This window comes from Variovorax sp. J2L1-78, from assembly GCF_030317205.1.
GTDB lineage: Bacteria > Pseudomonadota > Gammaproteobacteria > Burkholderiales > Burkholderiaceae_C > Variovorax > Variovorax arabinosiphilus.
Genome location: NZ_JASZYB010000004.1, coordinates 438,549 through 457,364 on the forward strand (window position 1 = coordinate 438,549; position 18,816 = coordinate 457,364).

Genomic DNA, 18,816 nt, shown 5'->3' on the forward strand with positions numbered 1-18,816 from the left:
CGCCCAGGGCTACCCGCCGTACAGCCAGGGCTGGTCGAGCAGGCGAGCGCCCAAGAGGCGCATCGCCGTGTCGCGCGCCACGCGCAGCGGCCCGGCGGCGTGGAAGATCTCGCCGTTGCGCCGGGCCCGCGCCTGCACCTGCGCATTGCGCTGCCAGCGCGCCTGCGCGTAGCGTTGGAGGGACGCCGGCACCTCGCCGCCATCCGCGCCCTGCAGGGACGCCGCCAGCGCCACCGCATCCTCGATCGCCATGCCGGCGCCCTGCGCCAGGTACGGCAGCATCGGGTGCGCGGCGTCGCCGACCAGCGCGATGCGCTCGTGCGCCATCTGGGCCGGACCGGTGAGCGGCGCGCGGTCGTGCAGCGTCCAGGCACGCCAGGTCGGCACGGCCAGCAGGTAGTTCTGCAGCGTCGTGCAGCAGCGGCCGGTGGCGTGCTGCAATGCGTCGAGACTCGTTGTCTGGTCCCAGTCGCGCGCATCGCCGGCGGGCGCCGCTTCGGCCAGCACCACCACGTTGAGCAGTTCGCCCCGGCGCACTGGATAGACCAGCGCGTGCAGGCGGTCACCCAGCCACACGCGCACCTGCGTGCTGCGCTGCGCCAGCGGCAGGGCCGTTTGCGAGAGCAGGCCACGCCAGGCGGTGTGGCCGGTGGGCCGCGGCGCGGGGCCGGGTTCGCCGAGCTCCGCGCGCACGACGCTCCACAGGCCATCGGCCCCGATCAGCGCATCGCCCTCCCAGGCCCGGGCGCCGTCGGCGGCGACCGTCACTGCATCGTCGGAACGCTCGATCTGCGTCAGGCGCGCCGGGTGGTTCAGCGCGACGTCGGCGTGCTCGCGCGCGGCCGCCAGCAGCACACCATGCAGGTCGGCCCGGTGCACGCAGCAATACGGCGCGCCGTAGCGCTGCAAGGCGGTGTCGCCCAGCGGCAGGCGGGCCAGTTCATGGTCGTCATGGGCCGCACGCACCACCAGCGTGTCGGGGCGCGCGGCGATGGTGTCGAGCGCGTCGGCCAGGCCCAGGGCCTGCAGGCGGCGCACCGCGTTCGGCCCGAGCTGGATGCCGGCACCGACTTCGGCGAAGACGGCCGACTGCTCGAACAGCTCGACCCGATGGCCGCCCTGCGCCAGCGCCAGCGCGCTTGCCAGGCCGCCGATGCCGCCGCCGGCGACCAGGAGCTGCAGCGCCATCCCTCAGCGGGCGGCGCTGGGCGGCGCGTCGGTGGCGGCCGGGCCGGTCTTTGCCGTGCCACAGCTACCGCAGCTGTCGCACGAACCGCAACCCGAGGTCTTGGCAAGCGAGGCGGCCAGCGCGTCGGCGCGCTGCGCATCGACCAGGCCGGCGCGGTGCGAGCCGGCGGCCAGCTTGGTCGCGGCCGAGCGCCGCCAGCCCGCGGGCATCCAGCGCCATACGGCATAGACGGCGGCAAGCGCCACGATGATTCCGACGATCAGGTTCTGTGCCATTCGTTCAACCCCAGCCCAGTGCGAGCGCGATTCGATAGGTGATGAAGCAGGCCAGGTAGGCCAGCCCGAACAGGTAGCCCGCCATGATCCACACGTACTTCCACGAGTTGGTCTCGCGCTTGACCGCAGCGAGCGTCGAGATGCACTGCGGCGCGAACACGAACCAGACCAGCAGCGACAGCGCGGTGGCGAGCGACCAGCTGCCCGCGAGCAGCGGCTCCAATGCGGTGGCCACGTCGTCGCCGGTGGCCGACAGCGCGTACACCGTGCCGAGCGCGCCCACCGCGACCTCGCGCGCCGCCATGCCGGGCACCAGCGCGATCGAGATCTGCCAGTTGAAGCCGATGGGCGCGAAGATGTGCTGCAACGCGCCGCCGATCCTGCCGGCCAGGCTGTACTGGATGGCCGGCCCGGTCGCGCCCTCGGGCGGCGACGGGAAAGTCGACAGGAACCACAGCAGGATGGTCAGCGTGAGGATGATGGTGCCCACGCGCTGCAGGAAGATCCAGGCGCGCTCGTACAGGCCAAGCAGCAGGTTGCGCGCATTGGGCCAGCGGTACGCGGGCAGCTCCATCATCAGCGGTGAGTGCTGCTGGCTGTCGCGGAAGCGCTTCATCACCCAGGCCACCGCCATGGCCGAGACGATGCCGAAGACGTAGAGCGCGAAGAGCACGACGCCCTGCAGGTTGAAGACGCCGCCCACGGTACGCGCCGGGATGAAGGCCGCGATGAGCAGCGCGTACACCGGCAGCCGCGCCGAACAGGTCATGAGCGGCGCGATCATGATGGTGGTGAGCCGGTCGCGCCAGTTGCTGATGGTGCGCGTGGCCATCACGCCCGGGATGGCGCAGGCAAAGCTCGACAGCAGCGGGATGAACGAGCGGCCCGACAGGCCGACGGTGCCCATGATGCGGTCGAGTAGGAAGGCGGCGCGCGGCAGGTAGCCGGAATCTTCCAGCGCGAGGATGAAGAGGAACAGGATCAGGATCTGCGGCAGGAAGACGATCACGCCGCCGACGCCGGCCACCACACCGTCGACCAGCAGGCTCTGCAACATGCCCTCGGGCACCACCGCCTTGACGGCCTCGCCCAGCCATTCGGTCGCGGACTTGATGGCGTCCATCGGCACGTTGGCCCAGCTGAACACGGCCTGGAACATGAGGAAGAGCGTGACCGCCAGCACCAGCATGCCCCACAGCGGGTGCAGCACCACGCGGTCGATGCGGTCGCTGGTGGCCAGGCTGCCGACCGGCTCGGTCACGGCCAGGCCGAGGATGCGGCGCACCTCCCGTTGCGTGGCGAGCACGTCGTCGAGCCCGGGGGCGAGCCATGGCACCGGCGCCGCCGCCACCACCGGCGTGTCGAGCGCGGCAAGCAGGTCGCGTGCGCCCCCGGCGTGCACGCCCACCGTTTCGATCACCGGCACGCCGAGCTCGCGCGAGAGCACGGCGGCGTCGACCACGATGCCCTGGCGCTTGGCCATGTCGGTCATGTTGAGGGCCACCACCATCGGCAGGCCGAGTTTCCTGGCTTCGAGCACCAGCCGCAGGTTCAGACGCAGGTTGGTCGCGTCGGTCACGCACACCAGCAGGTCGGGGGTCGGTTCCTTGCTCTGGCCGGTGACGACATCGCGCGTGACGGCTTCGTCGGCCGACAGCGCGTTGAGGCTGTAGGCACCGGGCAGGTCGAGCACGAAGACGCGGCGCCCGCCCGCGGTGAGCAGCGTGCCTTCCTTGCGCTCGACGGTCACGCCGGCGTAGTTGGCCACCTTCTGGCGGCTGCCGGTCAAGAGGTTGAAGAGCGCGGTCTTGCCGCAGTTGGGGTTGCCAAGCAGGGCGACGCGCTCGGGCGGTGCGGCCGCGGCACGGGTGGCGTTGGGACGGAAGTCGAGCGTGGCTTCAACCATGGTGGCTCGCTCCGCGGGTGACGTGGATGAAGGCGGCTTCGTGGCGCCGCAGCGCGAAGGTGGTGTGGCCCAGGCGCACGGCCAGCGGGTCGGCCCCTGGCATGCCGGTGGCCACGATGCGCACGGCTTCGCCGGGTACGAAGCCGATCTCGGTCAGGCGCAGCACCAGCTCACGGTCCTGGGCGGCCTCGGGCCGCAGCACGTCGAGCACCGTGGCCCATTCGTTGATCGCCAGCTGGTCGAGGCTCAGCGCCCCGGCCGACGCGCCCGCAGCCACGGGGGCCGCCAAAGTCGTTGTTGTCACCCGAACATTCCATCGAGATAAAGATGAGAATTATTCTCGAAAACAATGGTCAGGGCCAAACAAGGCACGGCTAAGCCCCTTGGTCCCGGTGCGACAAGGCGACGCTGGAATGAACAAACGCCGATGCCCTCGAGGGACATCGGCGTTTCGTCAGTCGCTGGTCAGCGGCTTCGCCGGTCGAATCAGGCCGCCAGCAGCTGCCGCAGCACGAAGGGCAGGATGCCGCCGTGCTTGTAGTAGTCGACCTCGATCGGCGTGTCGATGCGCAACCGCACCGTCGCTTCCTGGTGGGTGCCGTCGGGGCGGTGCACGACCAGCTTCACGTCCATCATGGGCTTGAGCTCACCCTCGATCACCACGTCGATCTTCTCGTGGCCGGTCAGGCCCAGGCTCTGCCACGAATCGGCACCGCGGAACTGCAGCGGCAGCACGCCCATGCCGACCAGATTGGCACGGTGGATGCGCTCGAAACTGCGCGCCACCACGGCCTTGATGCCCAGCAACTGGGTGCCCTTGGCCGCCCAGTCGCGCGACGAACCGGTGCCGTATTCCTCGCCGCCGAAGACCACGGTGGGCACGCCCTGCTCGATGTACTTCATCGCGGCGTCGTAGATGAACATCTTCTCGTTGCCCGGCTGGAACAGCGTGAGGCCGCCCTCTTCCTGCGTGCCCTTCTCGTCGGGCGGCAGCATGAGGTTCTTGATGCGCACGTTGGCGAAGGTGCCGCGCATCATGATCTCGTGGTTGCCGCGGCGCGAGCCGTAGCTGTTGAAGTCGGCCTTCTGCACGCCGTGCGCCTTCAGCCAGATGCCCGCGGGCGAGCTTTCCTTGATGGAGCCGGCCGGCGAGATGTGGTCGGTGGTGATCGAGTCGCCGAACAGCGCCATGATGCGCGCGCCCGAGAAGCCCGGGTTGGTGGCGGCCGGCTTCATCTTGAAGCCCTCGAAGAACGGCGGCTCGGCGATGTAGGTCGAGGTGGGCCAGTTGTAGACGTCGCCGCTCACGCCCTTGATGCTGCTCCAGAGCTTCCCGGGGTTCTCGGCGATCTGCTCGTAGTTCTTGCGGAAGGCCTTGGCGTTCATCGCGAAGTGCAGGTTCTCGTCGATCTCCTTGGCGCTCGGCCAGATGTCGCCCAGGTACACGTCCTTGCCGTGCTTGCCCTTGCCCACCGGCTGCGTCATCAGGTCGACCATCACGTTGCCGGCGATGGCATAGGCCACCACCAGCGGCGGCGAGGCCAGGAAATTCGCCTTCAAGTTCGGGTGGATGCGCGCCTCGAAGTTGCGGTTGCCCGAGAGCACCGCGGCCGCCACCAGGTTGTTGTCGGCGATGACCTCGTTGATCTCCGGCGTGAGGTCGCCGGCGTTGCCGATGCAGGTGGTGCAGCCGTAGCCCGCGAGGTAGAAGCCCAGCTTCTCCAGGTACGGCATCAGGCCGGCCTTCTCGAGGTACTCGGTGACGATGCGCGAGCCGGGGGCCAGCGAGGTCTTGACGTGCGGCTTGACGGTCAGGCCCGCCTCCACCGCCTTCTTCGCCAGCAGGCCCGCAGCCAGCAGCACGCTCGGGTTCGAGGTGTTGGTGCAGGAGGTGATGGCCGCGATCAGCACATCGCCGTTGCCGATGGTGACCTGCCCCTTCGGCGCCGCCGGTGCCGTGGCGCTCACATGCGCCGCAGCCTTGGTCGAGCGGTTGGCGACCATCTCGACCACCTGGCGCGGTGCACCGGGCGCGGGCGCCGGCGCCTCGTTGTCGTCGCCATGGCCGTTCCTGGTGAGCGGGTAGCGGATCTTCAGCTTGTCGGCCGGCTGGTTGAAGCCGTTGGCGTCGTTCGGCTTGCTGTAGAGCTCGGAGAACTTGGTGGCCAAGTGGCCGAGGTCGATGCGGTCCTGCGGGCGCTTGGGGCCGGCCAGGCTGGGCGACACGGTGCCCAGGTCGAGCCGCACGATCTTCGTGTAGCTCAGTTCGCCGGGCGCCGGCATGCCGAACAGGCCCTGGGCCTTGTAATAGGCCTCGAAGCGCTCGATTTCCTTCTGAGTACGGCCAGTGCCCTTGAAGTAGGCCAGCGTCATCTCGTCGACCGGGAAGAAGCCCATGGTGGCGCCGTACTCGGGCGCCATGTTGCCGATGGTCGCGCGGTCGGGCACCGCGATGGAGGCAGCGCCGGGGCCGAAGAATTCGACGAACTTGCCCACCACCTTCTCGCTGCGCAGGATGGCGGTGACGAAGAGCACCAGGTCGGTGGCCGTCACGCCCTCGCGCAGCGTGCCAGTGAGTTCGAAGCCCACCACGTCGGGCGTCAGCATGTAGACCGGCTGGCCCAGCATCGCGGCTTCGGCCTCGATGCCGCCCACGCCCCATCCGACCACGCCGATGCCGTTGATCATGGTCGTGTGGCTGTCGGTGCCGACCAGCGAGTCGGGGTAGTACGTCGGCACCTCGGCCTTGTCGTCGGCTGCCTTGTAGACGCCGCGGGCGAGGTACTCGAGGTTCACCTGGTGCACGATGCCGAAGCCCGGCGGCGTGACGCCGAAGGTGTCGAAGGCCTGCATGCCCCACTTCATGAACTGGTAGCGCTCGTTGTTGCGCTGGAACTCCAGCTTCATGTTCAGGTCGAGCGCCTTGGGCGTGCCGTAGTGGTCGACCATCACCGAGTGGTCGACGACCAGGTCGACCGGCACCAGCGGCTCGATGGTCTTGGGGCTCTTGTCGAGCTTCTGCGCCACGCTGCGCATGGCGGCCAGGTCGGCCAGCAGCGGCACGCCGGTGAAGTCCTGCAGCACCACGCGGGTGACGACGAAGGGGATTTCCTCGGTGCGCTCGGCGTTCGGTTGCCAGTTGGCCAGCTGCTCGACATTCTCGACGCCGACTTTCTGCCCATCGCAGTTGCGCATCACCGACTCGAGCACGATGCGCAGCGAGACCGGCAGCTTCGCGATGTTCGGGTACTGCTTGGCGAGTTCCTTCAACGACCAGTATTTGCCGGACCCTCCCGATGCCGTCTTGAATGTCTTGAGGGCAGATGCGAAAGGGTGTGCCGGTGCTTTGGCCATGGGGACTCCTGTGATTCGTGGAAGCACCTCAAAGATAGCAGGCTTCGAAGTCATTCGCTGTCGGAGGGATGGCCGTGAGACTGCGCCCGCCGGCGGCCCGCTCCCTCCGGACGGATCCGGATTCCCTCCTTCGGAGGAGGCGGCGCGAAAGGTGGTTCAGGCCACCGCCATCCCGCCACGCGCGGGGCGCGTCGCACGCAGCCCCATCCACTGCAGGTCGGCCAGCACGATGACGACCAAGGATTGCGCCAGCACCCAAGCCGCGCCGAGCGCCGTGTGCGCGACCAGGCCGCTCGCCAGCAGCGCCACGCCGCCCGCGGCCCAGGCCAGGTTGCCCACGACGACGAGCCCGATCAGCCGGCGCGGCGGCACGGGCCGGCGGGCCATCCACGCCGCGAGCGCGGCGTAGGCCAGCAGGAAGACGCCAGTGCCGGTGAGCAAGGCGGTCGGCAGGCCGGTCAGCCGCGCCAGCATGTCGGTCAGGCCGAGTTGCAGGGCGCCGGTCGCGGTACACGAGAGCGCGTCGGCCGCCATCACGCGGGGCAGGAAACGAGGGGAAGCAAAGATCGACATGGTGGGAACTCCTTGGGTGGGATCACGCGGCAGGCCCTTCCTGCTGCGTGGGGTCGATGGTTCCGCCAGCGCGTCAGGGCGTCGATGACCTGGGAGGTCATGGCCGGGGCGCGCAGCACGTTCCAGAATGGCCGCCATGCACCGTCCCGCCCTTCCTCCCGTTGCTCCTGGCGCGCGCGAGCCCTTCGGCGCCCACTTGCGCCATTGGCGCCAACGCCGCCGGCTGAGCCAGCTCGATCTGGCGCAGGAGGCCGAGGTGTCGACCCGGCACCTGAGCTGTGTCGAGACCGGCCGCGCCGCGCCCAGCCGCGAAATGGTGCTGCGCCTGGCGGAACGGCTGGGCGTGCCGCTGCGCGAGCGCAATGCGCTGCTGGTCGCGGCCGGCTTCGCGCCCATGTACCGCCAGCGCACGCTCGACGACCCGGCGCTCGCCGCGGCGCGCCGAGCGGTCGACCTGGTGCTCAAGGGCCACGAGCCCTATCCCGCGCTGGCCATCGACCGCCACTGGCACCTGGTCGCGGCCAACCGCATCGTGCCCTTGCTGATGGCCGGTGCGGCGCCCGACCTGTTGAAGCCGCCGATCAACGTGCTGCGCCTGAGCCTGCACCCGGACGGGCTGGCGCCGCGCATCGCCAACCTGGCGCAATGGCGCGCGCACCTGCTGGAGCGCCTGCAGCAGCAGGTCGCTGCCTCTGGCGACGCCGTTCTGCAGGCGCTGCATGACGAACTCGCCGCCTACCCGGTCGCCGAACCCGGCAGGGACGCCACGCCCGCAGGCGGCGAACTGGCAGGCGTGGTCGTGCCCTTCCAGTTGGCGACGCCATCGGGCGTGCTGAGCTTCATCAGCACCACCACTGTCTTCGGCACACCGGTCGACGTGACGCTGCAGGAACTGGCCGTGGAATCCTTCTTCCCGGCCGACGCGCAGACCGCCGCCGCCCTGGGCGCGCTGGCGCGCTGACCACAGCAGCCGTCGGCGACGGCCCACACGAAGGCGCGGCATTGATGCGCCCTCGGGCCGCATCGCGTTCCTTAGCTTGATGCAACACCTCCGACTCATCAAGCACCAAGGAAGACAAGCGCCATGACCACCACGAACGACCATCAGAAGCTCTGGGACCTCATCAAGGACACCCGCTTCGGCATGTTCACGCACCGCCACCACGACGGGCTGCTGCACAGCCACCCGTTGACCACCCAGAACAAGGCCCTCGACGAAGGCGCGACGCTGTATTTCTTCGTCCCCAAGGACGGCGAGATTGCCCGCAACGTCACCGCGGACAGCGCCGTGAACGTGGCCTACGCCAACACCGACAAGGACAGCTACGTGTCGGTGTCCGGGAGGGCCGCGCTGCTGGAGGACCAGGCGAAGAAGGAAGAGCTTTTCACCGCCATGGCGAAGGCCTGGTTTCCGAAGGGCGTGACCGACCCCAACCTCGGCCTGCTCACGGTCCACATCGACAACGCCGAATTCTGGGATGTCGACGACAGCAAGATGGTGCAGATCTTCAAGATGATGAAGGCCGCCATCACCGGCGAGCCGCCCAAGAACATGGGCGAGCACAAGACGCTCAACGTGGGCTGAGCGGCGGACCCGATGCTCGCCCCCCGTCTCGACAGGCGTCTGGACGTCCTGCTGGACCGCACACGTCCCGAGCCGCCCGGCCTGGCCGACCTGGTGGCGGCAGGGCTGGATCGGCTTCCACTGCCCGGCACCGGGCGCACGCTCGAGCGCTGGCAGGCGCTGGCGGCGGTCGCTGCCTGCGATCTGTCGTTGGTCAAGCGTTTCGAGGGCCATACCGACGCGCTCGCCATCCTGGCCGAACTCGGCGGGGCAGAAGCGCCCGAGGGCAGCCGATGGGGCACCTGGTGCGCCGAACCACCGACGGCGCGCGTCGCCCTTCGGCAACGCGACGGCCGATGGGTGCTCGAAGGCACCAAGGCCTGGTGCTCCGGTGCGGCCGACGTGACCCACGCGGTCGTCAGTTGCTGGGACGAGGACGGCGCACAGCGTCTGGCCGCCGTGGCGATGGCGCAACCGGGCGTCCGCGTCACGGGCCAGGGCTGGCATGCCGTCGGCATGTCGGCAACGGGCAGCGTCGACGTGCAGTTCGACGGCGCCGAGGCGCTGCCGGTCGGCGAGGCGGGCGACTACGTCGCACGGCCCGGCTTCTGGCAAGGCGGAGCGGGCATCGCAGCCTGCTGGTACGGCGGTGCATGGGGCATTGCCGAGATGACGAGAGCGCTGTGCGGTCCCCGGCCCGATGCGCATCGGCTGGCGCATCTCGGCGCGATCGATGTCGCCTTGGCCGGCGCCGCCGCCGTGCTGCGAGAGATGGCCGCATGGATCGACGAGCAGCCCTCGTCGCTCGCCCACCCGTGTGCCTTGCGCGCCCGGCTGGTGACGGAAGCCGCGGCATCGGCGGTGCTCGAACATGCCGGCCGCGCCCTGGGCGCCGGCCCGCTGTGCCGCGACCCGCGCTTCGCGCGCGCCATGGCCGACCTCCCCGTGTTCCTGCGCCAGAGCCATGCCGAGCGCGATCTCGCGGCGCTGGGTGAAGCGGTGCTGCCGCCCCAGGAGGCCCCGTGGGCGCTGTAGACGACAAGGCGATCGCCGGACTCGGCACGGCGGAAGATGCCTGGCTGCCCTGGCTGGCGGCACAGCGGCTGCGGTCGGCGTCCGCCGCCGATCTGCTGGCCGCGGACCGTCGGCTGGTCATGGTCGCCCCCCATCCCGACGACGAGGTGCTCGCCATCGGCGGCCTCCTCGCGCAGTGGTCGGACCTGCTGGGCGACGTGCTGATCGTGGCGGTGACCGACGGCGAAGGCAGCCATGCCGGGTCGGCGCAATGGCCGCCCCTGCGGCTGAGCGCCGAGCGCCCGCTGGAGAGCGCCGAAGCCTGGCGCCGGCTGGGCTTCGGCCAGGCGACGTGCGAGCGGCTGGGCCTGCCGGACGGTGGCGTGGGGGCGCAGCGCGATGTGCTGGCCGAGCGCATGGCCGCCCTGCTGCGTCCGACCGACATCGTCTTCACGACCTGGCGCCACGACGGCCATCCCGATCACGAAGCCACCGGACGGGCCTGCGCCGTGGCCTGTGCGCAAATCGGCTGCACACTCGTCGAAGTGCCCGTGTGGGCGTGGCACTGGGCCCAACCCGGCGATGCGCGCCTGCCCTGGCACCGCGCCGTACGGCTCCCGCTCGATGCGTCCAGCGCCGCGCGCAAGCGCCACGCGGTGGGTGCCTTCACCAGCCAGCTGCGGTCGGACCCGTCCACCGGTGCCGGCCCCATCCTGCGCAGCACCACCGTGCAGCGGGCGCACCGACCCTTCGAGATCTTCTTCGCCGAGCCCCATGACGTCCCACGATGACCCGAAGCCGGCGGACCGGCGGCCCTACTTCGAATCGCTCTACGGCAGCGACGACGACCCCTACGGCCTGCGCACCCGCTGGTACGAGGAGCGCAAGCGCAACGTGCTGCTCGCCGCCCTGCCGCACCGGCGCTATGCCACGGCCTATGAGCCGGGATGCGGCGCGGGCGAGCTGACGGTGGCACTGGCCGCGCGCTGCGACGCGGTGCTCGCCAGCGACTTCAGCGCGCGCGCCGTCGCGTCCGCCCGGCGGCGCACGGCCGGCCTGGCGAACGTCCGCGTCGCATCGCACGAGCTGCCGGACGACTGGCCCCACGACGAAGCCCCCTTCGACCTGATCGTGGTGTGCGAACTCGGCTACTTCCTCGATGCGCCGGCGATGTGCACGCTGGCCGAGCACTGCGCGGCCTCGTTGACGCCCGACGGCGTCCTGGTCGCGTGCGACTGGCGGCCCGACTTCGACGAACGCGCCCTCGCGACCGATGCGGTGCACGGCGCCTTCGCCAGTACCGGGCTGGCGCGCACCGTGCGTCATGCCGAAGACGATTTCCTGCTGGAGCTGTGGTGCCGTGACGCACGCTCGGTGGCACAGCGGGAGGGCATCCGGTGATCGGCGTCGTCGTCCCCGCGCACGACGAGGAAGCCCACATAGGCGACACCGTTGCCGCGCTGCTCGTGGCGGCGGCCCACCCCGCGCTGCAGGGCGAGGCGGTCGAAGTGCTCGTGGTGCTCGACAGCTGCAGCGATGCGACGGGCCCCATCGCCCGCTTCGCTGGCGCGCGCACCTTGGCCGTCGATGCCCGCAATGTGGGGCGGGCGCGGGCGGCGGGTGCCGACCGACTGCTGGGTGAAGGCGCGCGCTGGCTCGCTTTCACCGACGCCGACACCCGCGTCTCGCCGGAGTGGCTGATGCGCCAGCTCGAGATCGATGCCGACGTCGTGTGTGGCTCGATCGGCGTGGACGACTGGAGCGTGCATGGCCACTACGCGGATTCGCTGCGCGCCCACTTCGCACGCACCTACACCGACGCCGATGGGCACCGCCATGTGCACGGTGCGAACCTCGGCGTTGCTGCCGAGGCCTATGTGCGCGCCGGCGGCTTTCCTGCGCTGGCCTGCAGCGAAGACGTGGCCCTGGTCGAGGCGCTGAAAGAAACGGGCGCCCGCATCGCCTGGAGCGCCGCGCCGCGCGTATCGACCAGCGCACGCCACGATGCGCGGGCGCGCGGCGGCTTCGGCGACACGCTGCTGGCGGTGATCGCGGCGGGCCTCGCCGTAGCGGTGGCGCCGCGGCTCGCCGAGTAGAGGCAGAAGCGCCGGACGCGCGCCGACGCGGGCCCAGCGCGTCAGTCGATGACGTTGAGCAGCGAGGCGTTCTGCTGTAGCAGGCTGCGGATCTGTTCCAGCGCCTGTTCGAGCCTTTCGCGGCTGTCCGCCGCCCCGGTCGCGATGCGCACGGCATTCCGGGCGTCGGCCCCCTCGAGGGCGAAGGCCGATCCCTCGGCGATCAGCACACCCTCGTGCCGAAGCCGACCGGCGAAGTCGGAGGCACTCCACTCGTCGGGCAGGCTCAGCCACAGGAACAGCCCCGCGTCGGGGATGACAACCGAGCTTCCCGCCAGGAGCCGTTGCGCCGTCTGCTGGCGAACCTGTGCTTCCGCGCGAATCTGGCCGATCAGCCTCGCCAGTGTCCCGCTGTTGATCAGGCGCGTCGCCAGGGCCGCCTCCAGCGGCGGGGCGGCCTGCATCGTGGCGCGCAGCAGCTCGACCAGCCTGGCCGTCCTTGGTGGATCGGGCGCCACCACATAGGACACCCGCATGCTCGGCGAAAGCAGCTTGGCCAGGCCGAAGATGGCGTAGGTGATGTCGGGGGCGAGGGTGGCCAGCAGGGGCGGAGGGTCGGCTTGCAGGCTGCCGTAGGCGTCGTCCTCGATGAGGGTCAGTCCGCGGCGCCGTGCGACTTCGATCAGCGCATGGCGGCGGCGCAGCCCCATCACGGCGCCGGTGGGATTCTGGACCGTCGGCACGCAGTACAGGACGGTGGCCTGCGAAGCCAGCGCGGCCTGCTCCAGCGCTTCGGGCACCAGCCCCTCCTCGTCCAGCCGGACCGGCACCAGCTTGATGCCCAGCACGGTCGCCAGCGTCCGAACGGTCGGCCAGATCATCGCCTCGACCAGCAGGCTGCCGCCTGACCCCACCAGGCTCGACAACAGGGCGATCAGGGCATTGCGCGTGCCCGACGCCATGGCCATGCGCCCCTCGATCGGCTGCGCGAAGCGCGGTTGAAGCCAGCTTTCGCCGGCCGCCAGATCAAGCGCCGCGACCGTGCCACCGCGCCGCGCCAGGAAATCGAAGGAGCGCTCCTGCGCGAGCTGGCGCACCTCGGCCGCCAGGGTGGCGGCAATTTCCAGATTCGGCGGCCAGGTGGACGTGAGGTCGATAGGCGCACGCCCCTCGGCGCCTGGGCGCACTTCCAGGCCGTTCCGGGCGATGTCCCTCGCTTCGGAGACGAAGGTACCCTTGCCGTGGTGCGACTGCACCAGGCCCAGGCTCTTCGCCTCGTCATAGCCGCGCGTCACTGTAGTGAAATTGATTCCCAACTGTTTTGCCAGGGCGCGCTGCGAGGGAAGGGAATCGCCGGGCCTCAGAAGACCTTCCCGGATGTCCTGGCCCAGGAGTTGCACGATGCGCAGATAGACGGGCCCGGCCATCCCGGCCATGGCGGCGGGCCATCGATCAAACACTCGGCTGGAAAGCTGTTGCGGATCACGTACAGATGACATACACTTTTATAATTGACTCAACTGTATGTTGATAATTTGCATACAGTGTACGCCAAGTCTCAACCTTACAACGTCCGGAGCAGCATATGAATTCCCGATCTGCAGTCGTCGTCGGCAGCGGCATCATGGGTCGCGACATCGCCGCGATCTTCTTGAACGCCGGCTGGCCCACCCAGGTCGTCGCGCAGACACGTGCCGAATGGCCGAACGCAGCGGCGCACGTCGCGCAGTCGGTCGCACAACTCGGTGGCAGCCTGCAGGAGGGCCTGCTGCAATGGCGCGCGTCCCTGCCGTCGGTCGACTGGGACGGCGTCGGCATCGTCGTCGAGTCGGTCACCGAAAACCTGGCGATCAAGCAGCAGGTCTTCCAGCAGCTCGACGCGTTGGTGCCTCCGCATGTGCCGATCGGCTCGAACAGCAGCGGCATGCGGATCACCGACATCGCCTCCGACTGCACGACCCGTCACCGGATGGCCAACGCGCACTTCTTTCTCCCTGCCCACCTCGTGCCGCTGGTCGAGGTGGCCAAAGGCGAGTACACGAGCGACGAGGCGGTCAGCCAGCTGATGCGCATCTTCGCCGCGGTCAATCGGGTCCCCGTCCGCGTCCATCGCGACGTCCCCGGCTTCCTGGCCAACCGCATCCAGCATGCCCTGATGCGCGAAGCGTTCTCGGTCATCGACGAAGGCCTCGCATCGCCCGAGGACGTGGATGCCGCGGTGCGTTTCGGATTCGGCTTCCGCTATGTCGCAGCCGGTCCCATCCTGCAGAAGGAATTCGCCGGCCTGGACACGCAGTTCGCCGCAGCCTCGTCCATCTATCCCAGCCTGTGCAACGCCAGCGCGCCCAGCCGCATTCTTGGCGACAAGGTCGCGGCCGGCCGCTTCGGCACGAAAAGCGGCCACGGCTTCTGGGACTGGACCGATGCGCAGATCGCGGCGGAGCGCGCCCGGTACGAGCACGCGCTGCTGCAGGCCGCCCGATTGCTGACCCCCGCGCTCGTCCCGGCGAATGCCGCCGTCGCGGCCGCTCACGAGGGCGCCGAATGAGCGCCCAGCAGTTGCCCGACGCCGACACGGTGCTGAACGCCGCACTGCGGATCCGCGAGCAGGTCGTGAGGACGCCGCTGCTGCGCTCGAACGCCCTGGACGCGCACGTGGGCGGGCAGGTGTTCCTCAAGGCCGAGAACCTCCAGCGCAGCGGCTCGTTCAAGTTCCGCGGCGCGTGCAGCCGTCTCCTGACCCTCTCGCCGGCCCAGCGTGCCCGGGGCGTGGTGGCCTATTCGTCCGGCAACCATGCCTTGGCCATCGCCGAGGCGGCGCGCGCCATCGGCATCCGCGCGACGGTCGTCATGCCCCAGGATGCCCCGGCGATCAAGGTCGAGGGTTGTCGGCAGCGCGGTGCCGAGGTGGCGCTCTACGACCGCGAACACGACGACCGGGAGGCCATCGGCGCCCGTCTCGTCGCGGACCAGGGCATGACCCTGGTCCCACCTTACGACGATGTGCTCGTGATGGCGGGCGCGGGCACCGGTGCGCTGGAGGCAATGGAGCAGATGAACGGCGTGCCGGTCGACACGATCGTGGTCTGCTGCAGCGGCGGCGGCCTGGCGGCCGGATGGACAGTGGCCGTGCATGCGGCCTACCCGCAGGCCCGGGTCGTCGTGGTCGAGCCGCAGCACTTCGACGACACCGGACGCTCCCTGCGCGCCGGCCATCCGCTCGCCAATTCGCGCAAGTCCGGCTCCATCAGTGATGCCCTGCTCGCCAACACGCCCGGTGCGCTCACCTTTCCCATCCTGCGGGCCCATGCGGCGACGGGCGTGACGGTGTCGGACGACGAGACATTGGCGGCCATGTATTTCGCCTTCCATGCGCTCAAGCTGGTGCTCGAGCCCGGCGGGGCCGCGGCCCTGGCGGCGGTGCTGGCGCAGAAGCTTCCGCTCGAGGGCCGCAACACGCTGCTGATCTGCTCGGGAGGCAATGTCGACGCGGACCTGTTCACGCAATGCCTGCGCCTCGGCGCCGCAACGCGCTAAGGAGGAACGACGATGGATTCCCGAACGGCAGAACAGCGCGCCCGGCACCTCGACATCCCTGCGATGCTCGCGCCCGCGGCCAACTACGAGCTCTCGGTCGAGCACGACGGACTGGTGCACCTCAGCGGGCAGCTGCCGCGCTTGGGCCACGCGGTCGTGGTCACGGGCCGCGTGGGGCTCGACACGACGCTGGCGCAGGCCCGGGACGCCGCGGGCCTGTGCACCCTGCGCGCCCTGGCCGTGCTGCGGCAGGCGCTCGGCTCGCTGGACCGCGTGGCACGTGTCATCAAGCTCAACGTCTTCGTGCAGTGCGGCCCGGACTTCACCCAGCACAGCGAGGTCGCGGATGCGGCCTCCGACTTGCTGATCGAGGTGTTCGGCCGCGATGCACGCCCTGCCAGGACGGCGGTCGGCGTGTACCAGCTCCCCAAGAATGCCGTCGTCGAACTGGACCTGATCGTGGCGGTCCACGCCGCCGCCCACCCCCTGGAGAACCCGAAACATGACGCTGTCGATTGAAGACCCCCACATGGCGCACACCCCTGGTCGCGCCGAACTGCAGACCCGCTTCTCCGCGTTCAAGGCACGCGGCCTGGCCATCGACATGACGCGCGGCAAGCCCTGCGCCGCCCAGGTCGCGCTTTCCGACCCGATGCTCGACATGCCGGGCGTCGGAGGCCACACGACCGCGGAAGGCTTCGATGCACGGAACTACTACGGCAGTGCGCTGGGACTGCTCGAGGCGCGCACCCTCTTCGCCACGATGCTGGGTGCACCGCCGGAGCAGGTCGCGATCGCCAACAATTCGAGCCTGGCCCTCATGCACGACATGGTCGTCTACGCCCTGCTCCACGGGGTGCTCGACGGATCGCAACCCTGGCGAGCAGGCCCCGTCAAGTTCCTCTGCCCCGTGCCGGGGTACGACCGGCACTTCGCCATCTGCGAAGCCTACGGCATCGAGATGGTGCCCGTCCCGATGACGGGCAGCGGGCCGGACATGGCGGTCGTGGAGGCCCTGGTGCGGGATCCACAGGTGAGGGGCATGTGGTGTGTCCCGATGTACAGCAATCCCACCGGCGAAACCTATTCGCCGGACGTGGTCGAACGGCTGGCGCGCATGAAGACCGGCGCACCCGACTTCCGGCTGTTCTGGGACAACGCCTACGCCGTCCACCACCTGACCGACACCGAACACACGCTGCCGAACATTCTGGAGCGCTGCAGCCTGGCAGGCCACGCGAACCGCCCCCTGGTCTTCGGCTCCATGTCCAAGATCACCTTCGCCGGGGGCGGGCTGGGACTCTTCGCGAGCTCGCCGTCCAACATCCGCTGGTATGCACGCCACGCCGGCGTCCGGTCGATCGGCCCGGACAAGCTCAATCAGCTGCGCCATGTGCGCCTGCTGCGGGACCATGCGGGCCTGCGTGCCCACATGACGAAACACCGGGCCATCATCGCGCCGAAGTTCGCCCTGGTCGAAGCAAGCCTGCAACGACGGATCGGTGGCCGCGGTGTCGCCACCTGGTCGAGGCCCGACGGCGGCTACTTCGTCAGCCTGCAGGTGCAGGACGGCTGCGCGGCTCGCGTGGTGGCGCTCGCGCGCGAGTTGGGCATTGCGCTGGTGCCTGCCGGACGAACTTACCCCCTGGGGCTGGATCCGCGCGACAGCAACCTGCGGCTTGCGCCCACCTTCCCCGAGCTCGCCGACATCGAGGCGGCGATGGAAGGCATCTGCCTGAGCATTCTGCTGGCAAGCACGGAAGGACGTGGCGCATGAACGGACACCTCAAACCCTTCGCGGAGTACCTGGCGCTCAGCGCGCAGCCCGTCGGCAAGCCCGCCATCTGGCGAAAGCCGGACGTGGAGGCGGCACTGGCGGCACAGCCGCACAGCCAGGAACGGCTCACGCGCGCCATGGCGCTGACCAGGACGGATGCGCCCGACGCGTTCTCGCTCAACGAGAGCATCTCGCTGATGGTCCAGGCGCTCGGGCCCGGTGAACGCGGCCGTTCGCACAGCCATTCGTTCTGGCACCTCTATTTCGTCCTCAAGGGCCAGGGCGTCTCCGTCATCGGGGACGAGCGCATCACCTGGTCGGCTGGCGACAGTTTCTATGTCCCTGCCTGGACGGAGCACGACCTGCAGAACCTCAGCCAGGACGAAGACGCGATCGTCTACTCCGCCCAGAACCTGCCGCAGCACGCCTTCGGTGGCACCTTGATGCGCAAGGAAGCGGACGGAGGCTTCACCCACGTTACCTCGGACGGCGACGGCCGCTGAGAACCCTCTCTGACCTTCCCACCGACCTCCCTTCAGGAGCATTCCCCATGTCTCTCGTCGCAGTTCTACGCACGGCCACCCTGGCCTGTACCTTGTTGGCCTCGCTTGGCACGGCGGCCCAGACGCTCGGCAGCAAGCCGGTTCGACTGGTGGTGCCCTTCGCGCCCGGCGGTGCCACCGACATCGTCGCCCGCGCTGTCGCGGATTCCCTCGCCAGGGAACTGGGGCGAACGGTCATCGTCGAGAACCGGGCCGGCGCGGGCGGGTCGGTCGGCGCCAACTTCGTGTCCAAGGCGGCTCCCGACGGTGACACGCTCGGCGTGGCCACTGTCTCCACGATGGCCGCGAACCCGGCCATCAACCCGAAGAACCCCTACCACCCCGTCAGCGGCTTCACGCCGGTCATCACGCTCGCCACCGTGCCGGTCGTGCTCGCGGTCAATCGTTCCCGATTGCCGGTCGGCAACCTGAAGGAACTGATTGCCCTGCTGCTGCAGCAGCCCGGCAAGCACGCGTTCGCATCGGCCGGCACCGGTGGCGTGGGTCACCTCGACGGAGAGTTGTTCAAGGCGCTGACCCACACCGACCTCACGCATGTCCCCTACAAGGGTGCAGGGCCGGCGATCACGGACCTGCTGGCCGGGCAGGTCGACATGATGTTCGACAACCTGCCGTCGATGCTTCCCCACTTCCAATCCGGCGCACTGCAGGCCATCGCCGTGATGAGTCCGCAGCGAAGCCCCAGCCTGCCCGACGTGCCGACGTTCACCGAAGGCGGCCTGAGGACGCTCGACAACACGGCATGGATGGGCCTCGTCGCGCCGCCGGACATGCCGTCGGCGGTCCGCGACGGCCTGCAGGCCGCCGCTGCGCGCTCGCTGAACGACCCAGCGGTCCGCAAGCGCTTCGCGGACGCGGGCATCCAGCCCGCCGGTGGCAGCGCCGCCGACTTCGCGGCGCTGATCGAGAAAGAGCTGAAGCTGCGGCAACGGATCGTGGCCGAGCAGAAGCTCAAGCTTGATTGACGACCTCAGCCACCTCCGACACGA

Annotated in this window: 19 protein-coding genes; 12 read left to right on the plus strand and 7 right to left on the minus strand. The window is 69.6% G+C overall.

Going from position 1 to position 18,816, the window contains the following annotated elements; all coding sequences use genetic code 11:
• Nucleotides 1-9: 9 nt before the first annotated feature.
• From QTH86_RS24805 to QTH86_RS24830, 6 genes are all read right to left on the minus strand, one after another.
• Nucleotides 10-1,188 (minus strand): FAD-dependent monooxygenase, encoded by a 1,179-nt coding sequence (locus QTH86_RS24805; RefSeq protein ID WP_286648835.1) that lies wholly within the window; start codon nt 1,186-1,188, stop codon nt 10-12.
• A gap of 3 nt (nt 1,189-1,191) precedes the next feature.
• Nucleotides 1,192-1,464 carry a DUF6587 family protein gene (locus QTH86_RS24810; protein WP_286648836.1) on the minus strand — a complete coding sequence of 91 codons (273 nt, stop codon included), beginning with the start codon at nt 1,462-1,464 and terminating at the stop codon, nt 1,192-1,194.
• A gap of 4 nt (nt 1,465-1,468) precedes the next feature.
• Nucleotides 1,469-3,370: a ferrous iron transporter B gene (feoB, locus tag QTH86_RS24815; protein WP_286648837.1), complete on the minus strand. Its 1,902-nt coding sequence runs from the start codon at nt 3,368-3,370 to the stop codon at nt 1,469-1,471.
• Nucleotides 3,363-3,674, minus strand: a complete 312-nt coding sequence (locus QTH86_RS24820; RefSeq protein WP_286648838.1) for a FeoA family protein — start codon at nt 3,672-3,674, stop codon at nt 3,363-3,365. Before QTH86_RS24820 ends, feoB begins: the two co-directional genes overlap by 8 nt.
• 182 nt (nt 3,675-3,856) lie before the next feature.
• Nucleotides 3,857-6,724, minus strand: coding sequence for an aconitate hydratase (locus QTH86_RS24825; RefSeq protein WP_286648839.1), 2,868 nt, complete (start codon nt 6,722-6,724; stop codon nt 3,857-3,859).
• A gap of 156 nt (nt 6,725-6,880) precedes the next feature.
• On the minus strand, nt 6,881-7,297 hold the full coding sequence (locus QTH86_RS24830; RefSeq protein WP_286648840.1) for a hypothetical protein: 417 nt from the start codon (nt 7,295-7,297) through the stop codon (nt 6,881-6,883).
• 127 nt (nt 7,298-7,424) lie between these two features.
• Between QTH86_RS24830 and QTH86_RS24835 the strand changes: the two genes are divergently transcribed.
• The 6 genes from QTH86_RS24835 (at nt 7,425) to QTH86_RS24860 (ending at nt 11,971) form a co-directional block, all read left to right on the plus strand.
• Nucleotides 7,425-8,258 carry a helix-turn-helix domain-containing protein gene (locus QTH86_RS24835; RefSeq protein WP_444814075.1) on the plus strand — a complete coding sequence of 278 codons (834 nt, stop codon included), beginning with the start codon at nt 7,425-7,427 and terminating at the stop codon, nt 8,256-8,258.
• 123 nt (nt 8,259-8,381) lie between these two features.
• Nucleotides 8,382-8,882, plus strand: a complete 501-nt coding sequence (locus QTH86_RS24840; protein ID WP_286648842.1) for a pyridoxamine 5'-phosphate oxidase family protein — start codon at nt 8,382-8,384, stop codon at nt 8,880-8,882.
• Nucleotides 8,883-8,894: 12 nt separating this feature from the next.
• Nucleotides 8,895-9,896, plus strand: coding sequence for an acyl-CoA dehydrogenase family protein (locus QTH86_RS24845; RefSeq protein ID WP_286648843.1), 1,002 nt, complete (start codon nt 8,895-8,897; stop codon nt 9,894-9,896).
• The gene (locus tag QTH86_RS24850) at nt 9,884-10,666 is read left to right on the plus strand and encodes a PIG-L deacetylase family protein (protein ID WP_286648844.1); all 783 of its coding nucleotides are present in this window, start codon (nt 9,884-9,886) and stop codon (nt 10,664-10,666) included. Before QTH86_RS24845 ends, QTH86_RS24850 begins: the two co-directional genes overlap by 13 nt.
• Entirely contained in the window at nt 10,650-11,276 is a 627-nt protein-coding gene (locus QTH86_RS24855; protein ID WP_286648845.1) for a class I SAM-dependent methyltransferase, read from the plus strand. Before QTH86_RS24850 ends, QTH86_RS24855 begins: the two co-directional genes overlap by 17 nt.
• A complete protein-coding gene (locus QTH86_RS24860) occupies nt 11,273-11,971 on the plus strand; it encodes a glycosyltransferase family 2 protein (protein ID WP_286648846.1) in 699 nt (232 codons plus the stop codon). The genes QTH86_RS24855 and QTH86_RS24860 overlap by 4 nt, the downstream gene beginning before the upstream one ends.
• A 41-nt stretch (nt 11,972-12,012) precedes the next feature.
• Here QTH86_RS24860 and QTH86_RS24865 read toward each other — a convergent pair whose 3' ends face one another.
• Nucleotides 12,013-13,386 carry an aminotransferase-like domain-containing protein gene (locus QTH86_RS24865; RefSeq protein ID WP_286648847.1) on the minus strand — a complete coding sequence of 458 codons (1,374 nt, stop codon included), beginning with the start codon at nt 13,384-13,386 and terminating at the stop codon, nt 12,013-12,015.
• A gap of 149 nt (nt 13,387-13,535) precedes the next feature.
• Here QTH86_RS24865 and QTH86_RS24870 point away from each other — a divergent pair, with 149 nt between their 5' ends.
• The 6 genes from QTH86_RS24870 to QTH86_RS24895 are packed head-to-tail and all read left to right on the plus strand — an operon-like array spanning nt 13,536 to nt 18,792.
• Nucleotides 13,536-14,498, plus strand: a complete 963-nt coding sequence (locus tag QTH86_RS24870; protein ID WP_286648848.1) for a 3-hydroxyacyl-CoA dehydrogenase family protein — start codon at nt 13,536-13,538, stop codon at nt 14,496-14,498.
• Nucleotides 14,495-15,487, plus strand: coding sequence for a threonine ammonia-lyase (locus QTH86_RS24875; protein WP_286648849.1), 993 nt, complete (start codon nt 14,495-14,497; stop codon nt 15,485-15,487). The genes QTH86_RS24870 and QTH86_RS24875 overlap by 4 nt, the downstream gene beginning before the upstream one ends.
• Nucleotides 15,488-15,499: 12 nt before the next feature.
• Nucleotides 15,500-16,006, plus strand: a complete 507-nt coding sequence (locus tag QTH86_RS24880; protein WP_286648850.1) for a RidA family protein — start codon at nt 15,500-15,502, stop codon at nt 16,004-16,006.
• The gene (locus tag QTH86_RS24885) at nt 15,990-17,264 is read left to right on the plus strand and encodes an aspartate aminotransferase type Ic (RefSeq protein ID WP_286648851.1); all 1,275 of its coding nucleotides are present in this window, start codon (nt 15,990-15,992) and stop codon (nt 17,262-17,264) included. Before QTH86_RS24880 ends, QTH86_RS24885 begins: the two co-directional genes overlap by 17 nt.
• Nucleotides 17,261-17,767, plus strand: coding sequence for a cupin domain-containing protein (locus tag QTH86_RS24890; protein ID WP_286648852.1), 507 nt, complete (start codon nt 17,261-17,263; stop codon nt 17,765-17,767). The genes QTH86_RS24885 and QTH86_RS24890 overlap by 4 nt, the downstream gene beginning before the upstream one ends.
• A gap of 47 nt (nt 17,768-17,814) precedes the next feature.
• Nucleotides 17,815-18,792, plus strand: a complete 978-nt coding sequence (locus tag QTH86_RS24895; RefSeq protein ID WP_286648853.1) for a Bug family tripartite tricarboxylate transporter substrate binding protein — start codon at nt 17,815-17,817, stop codon at nt 18,790-18,792.
• Nucleotides 18,793-18,816: the final 24 nt, after the last annotated feature.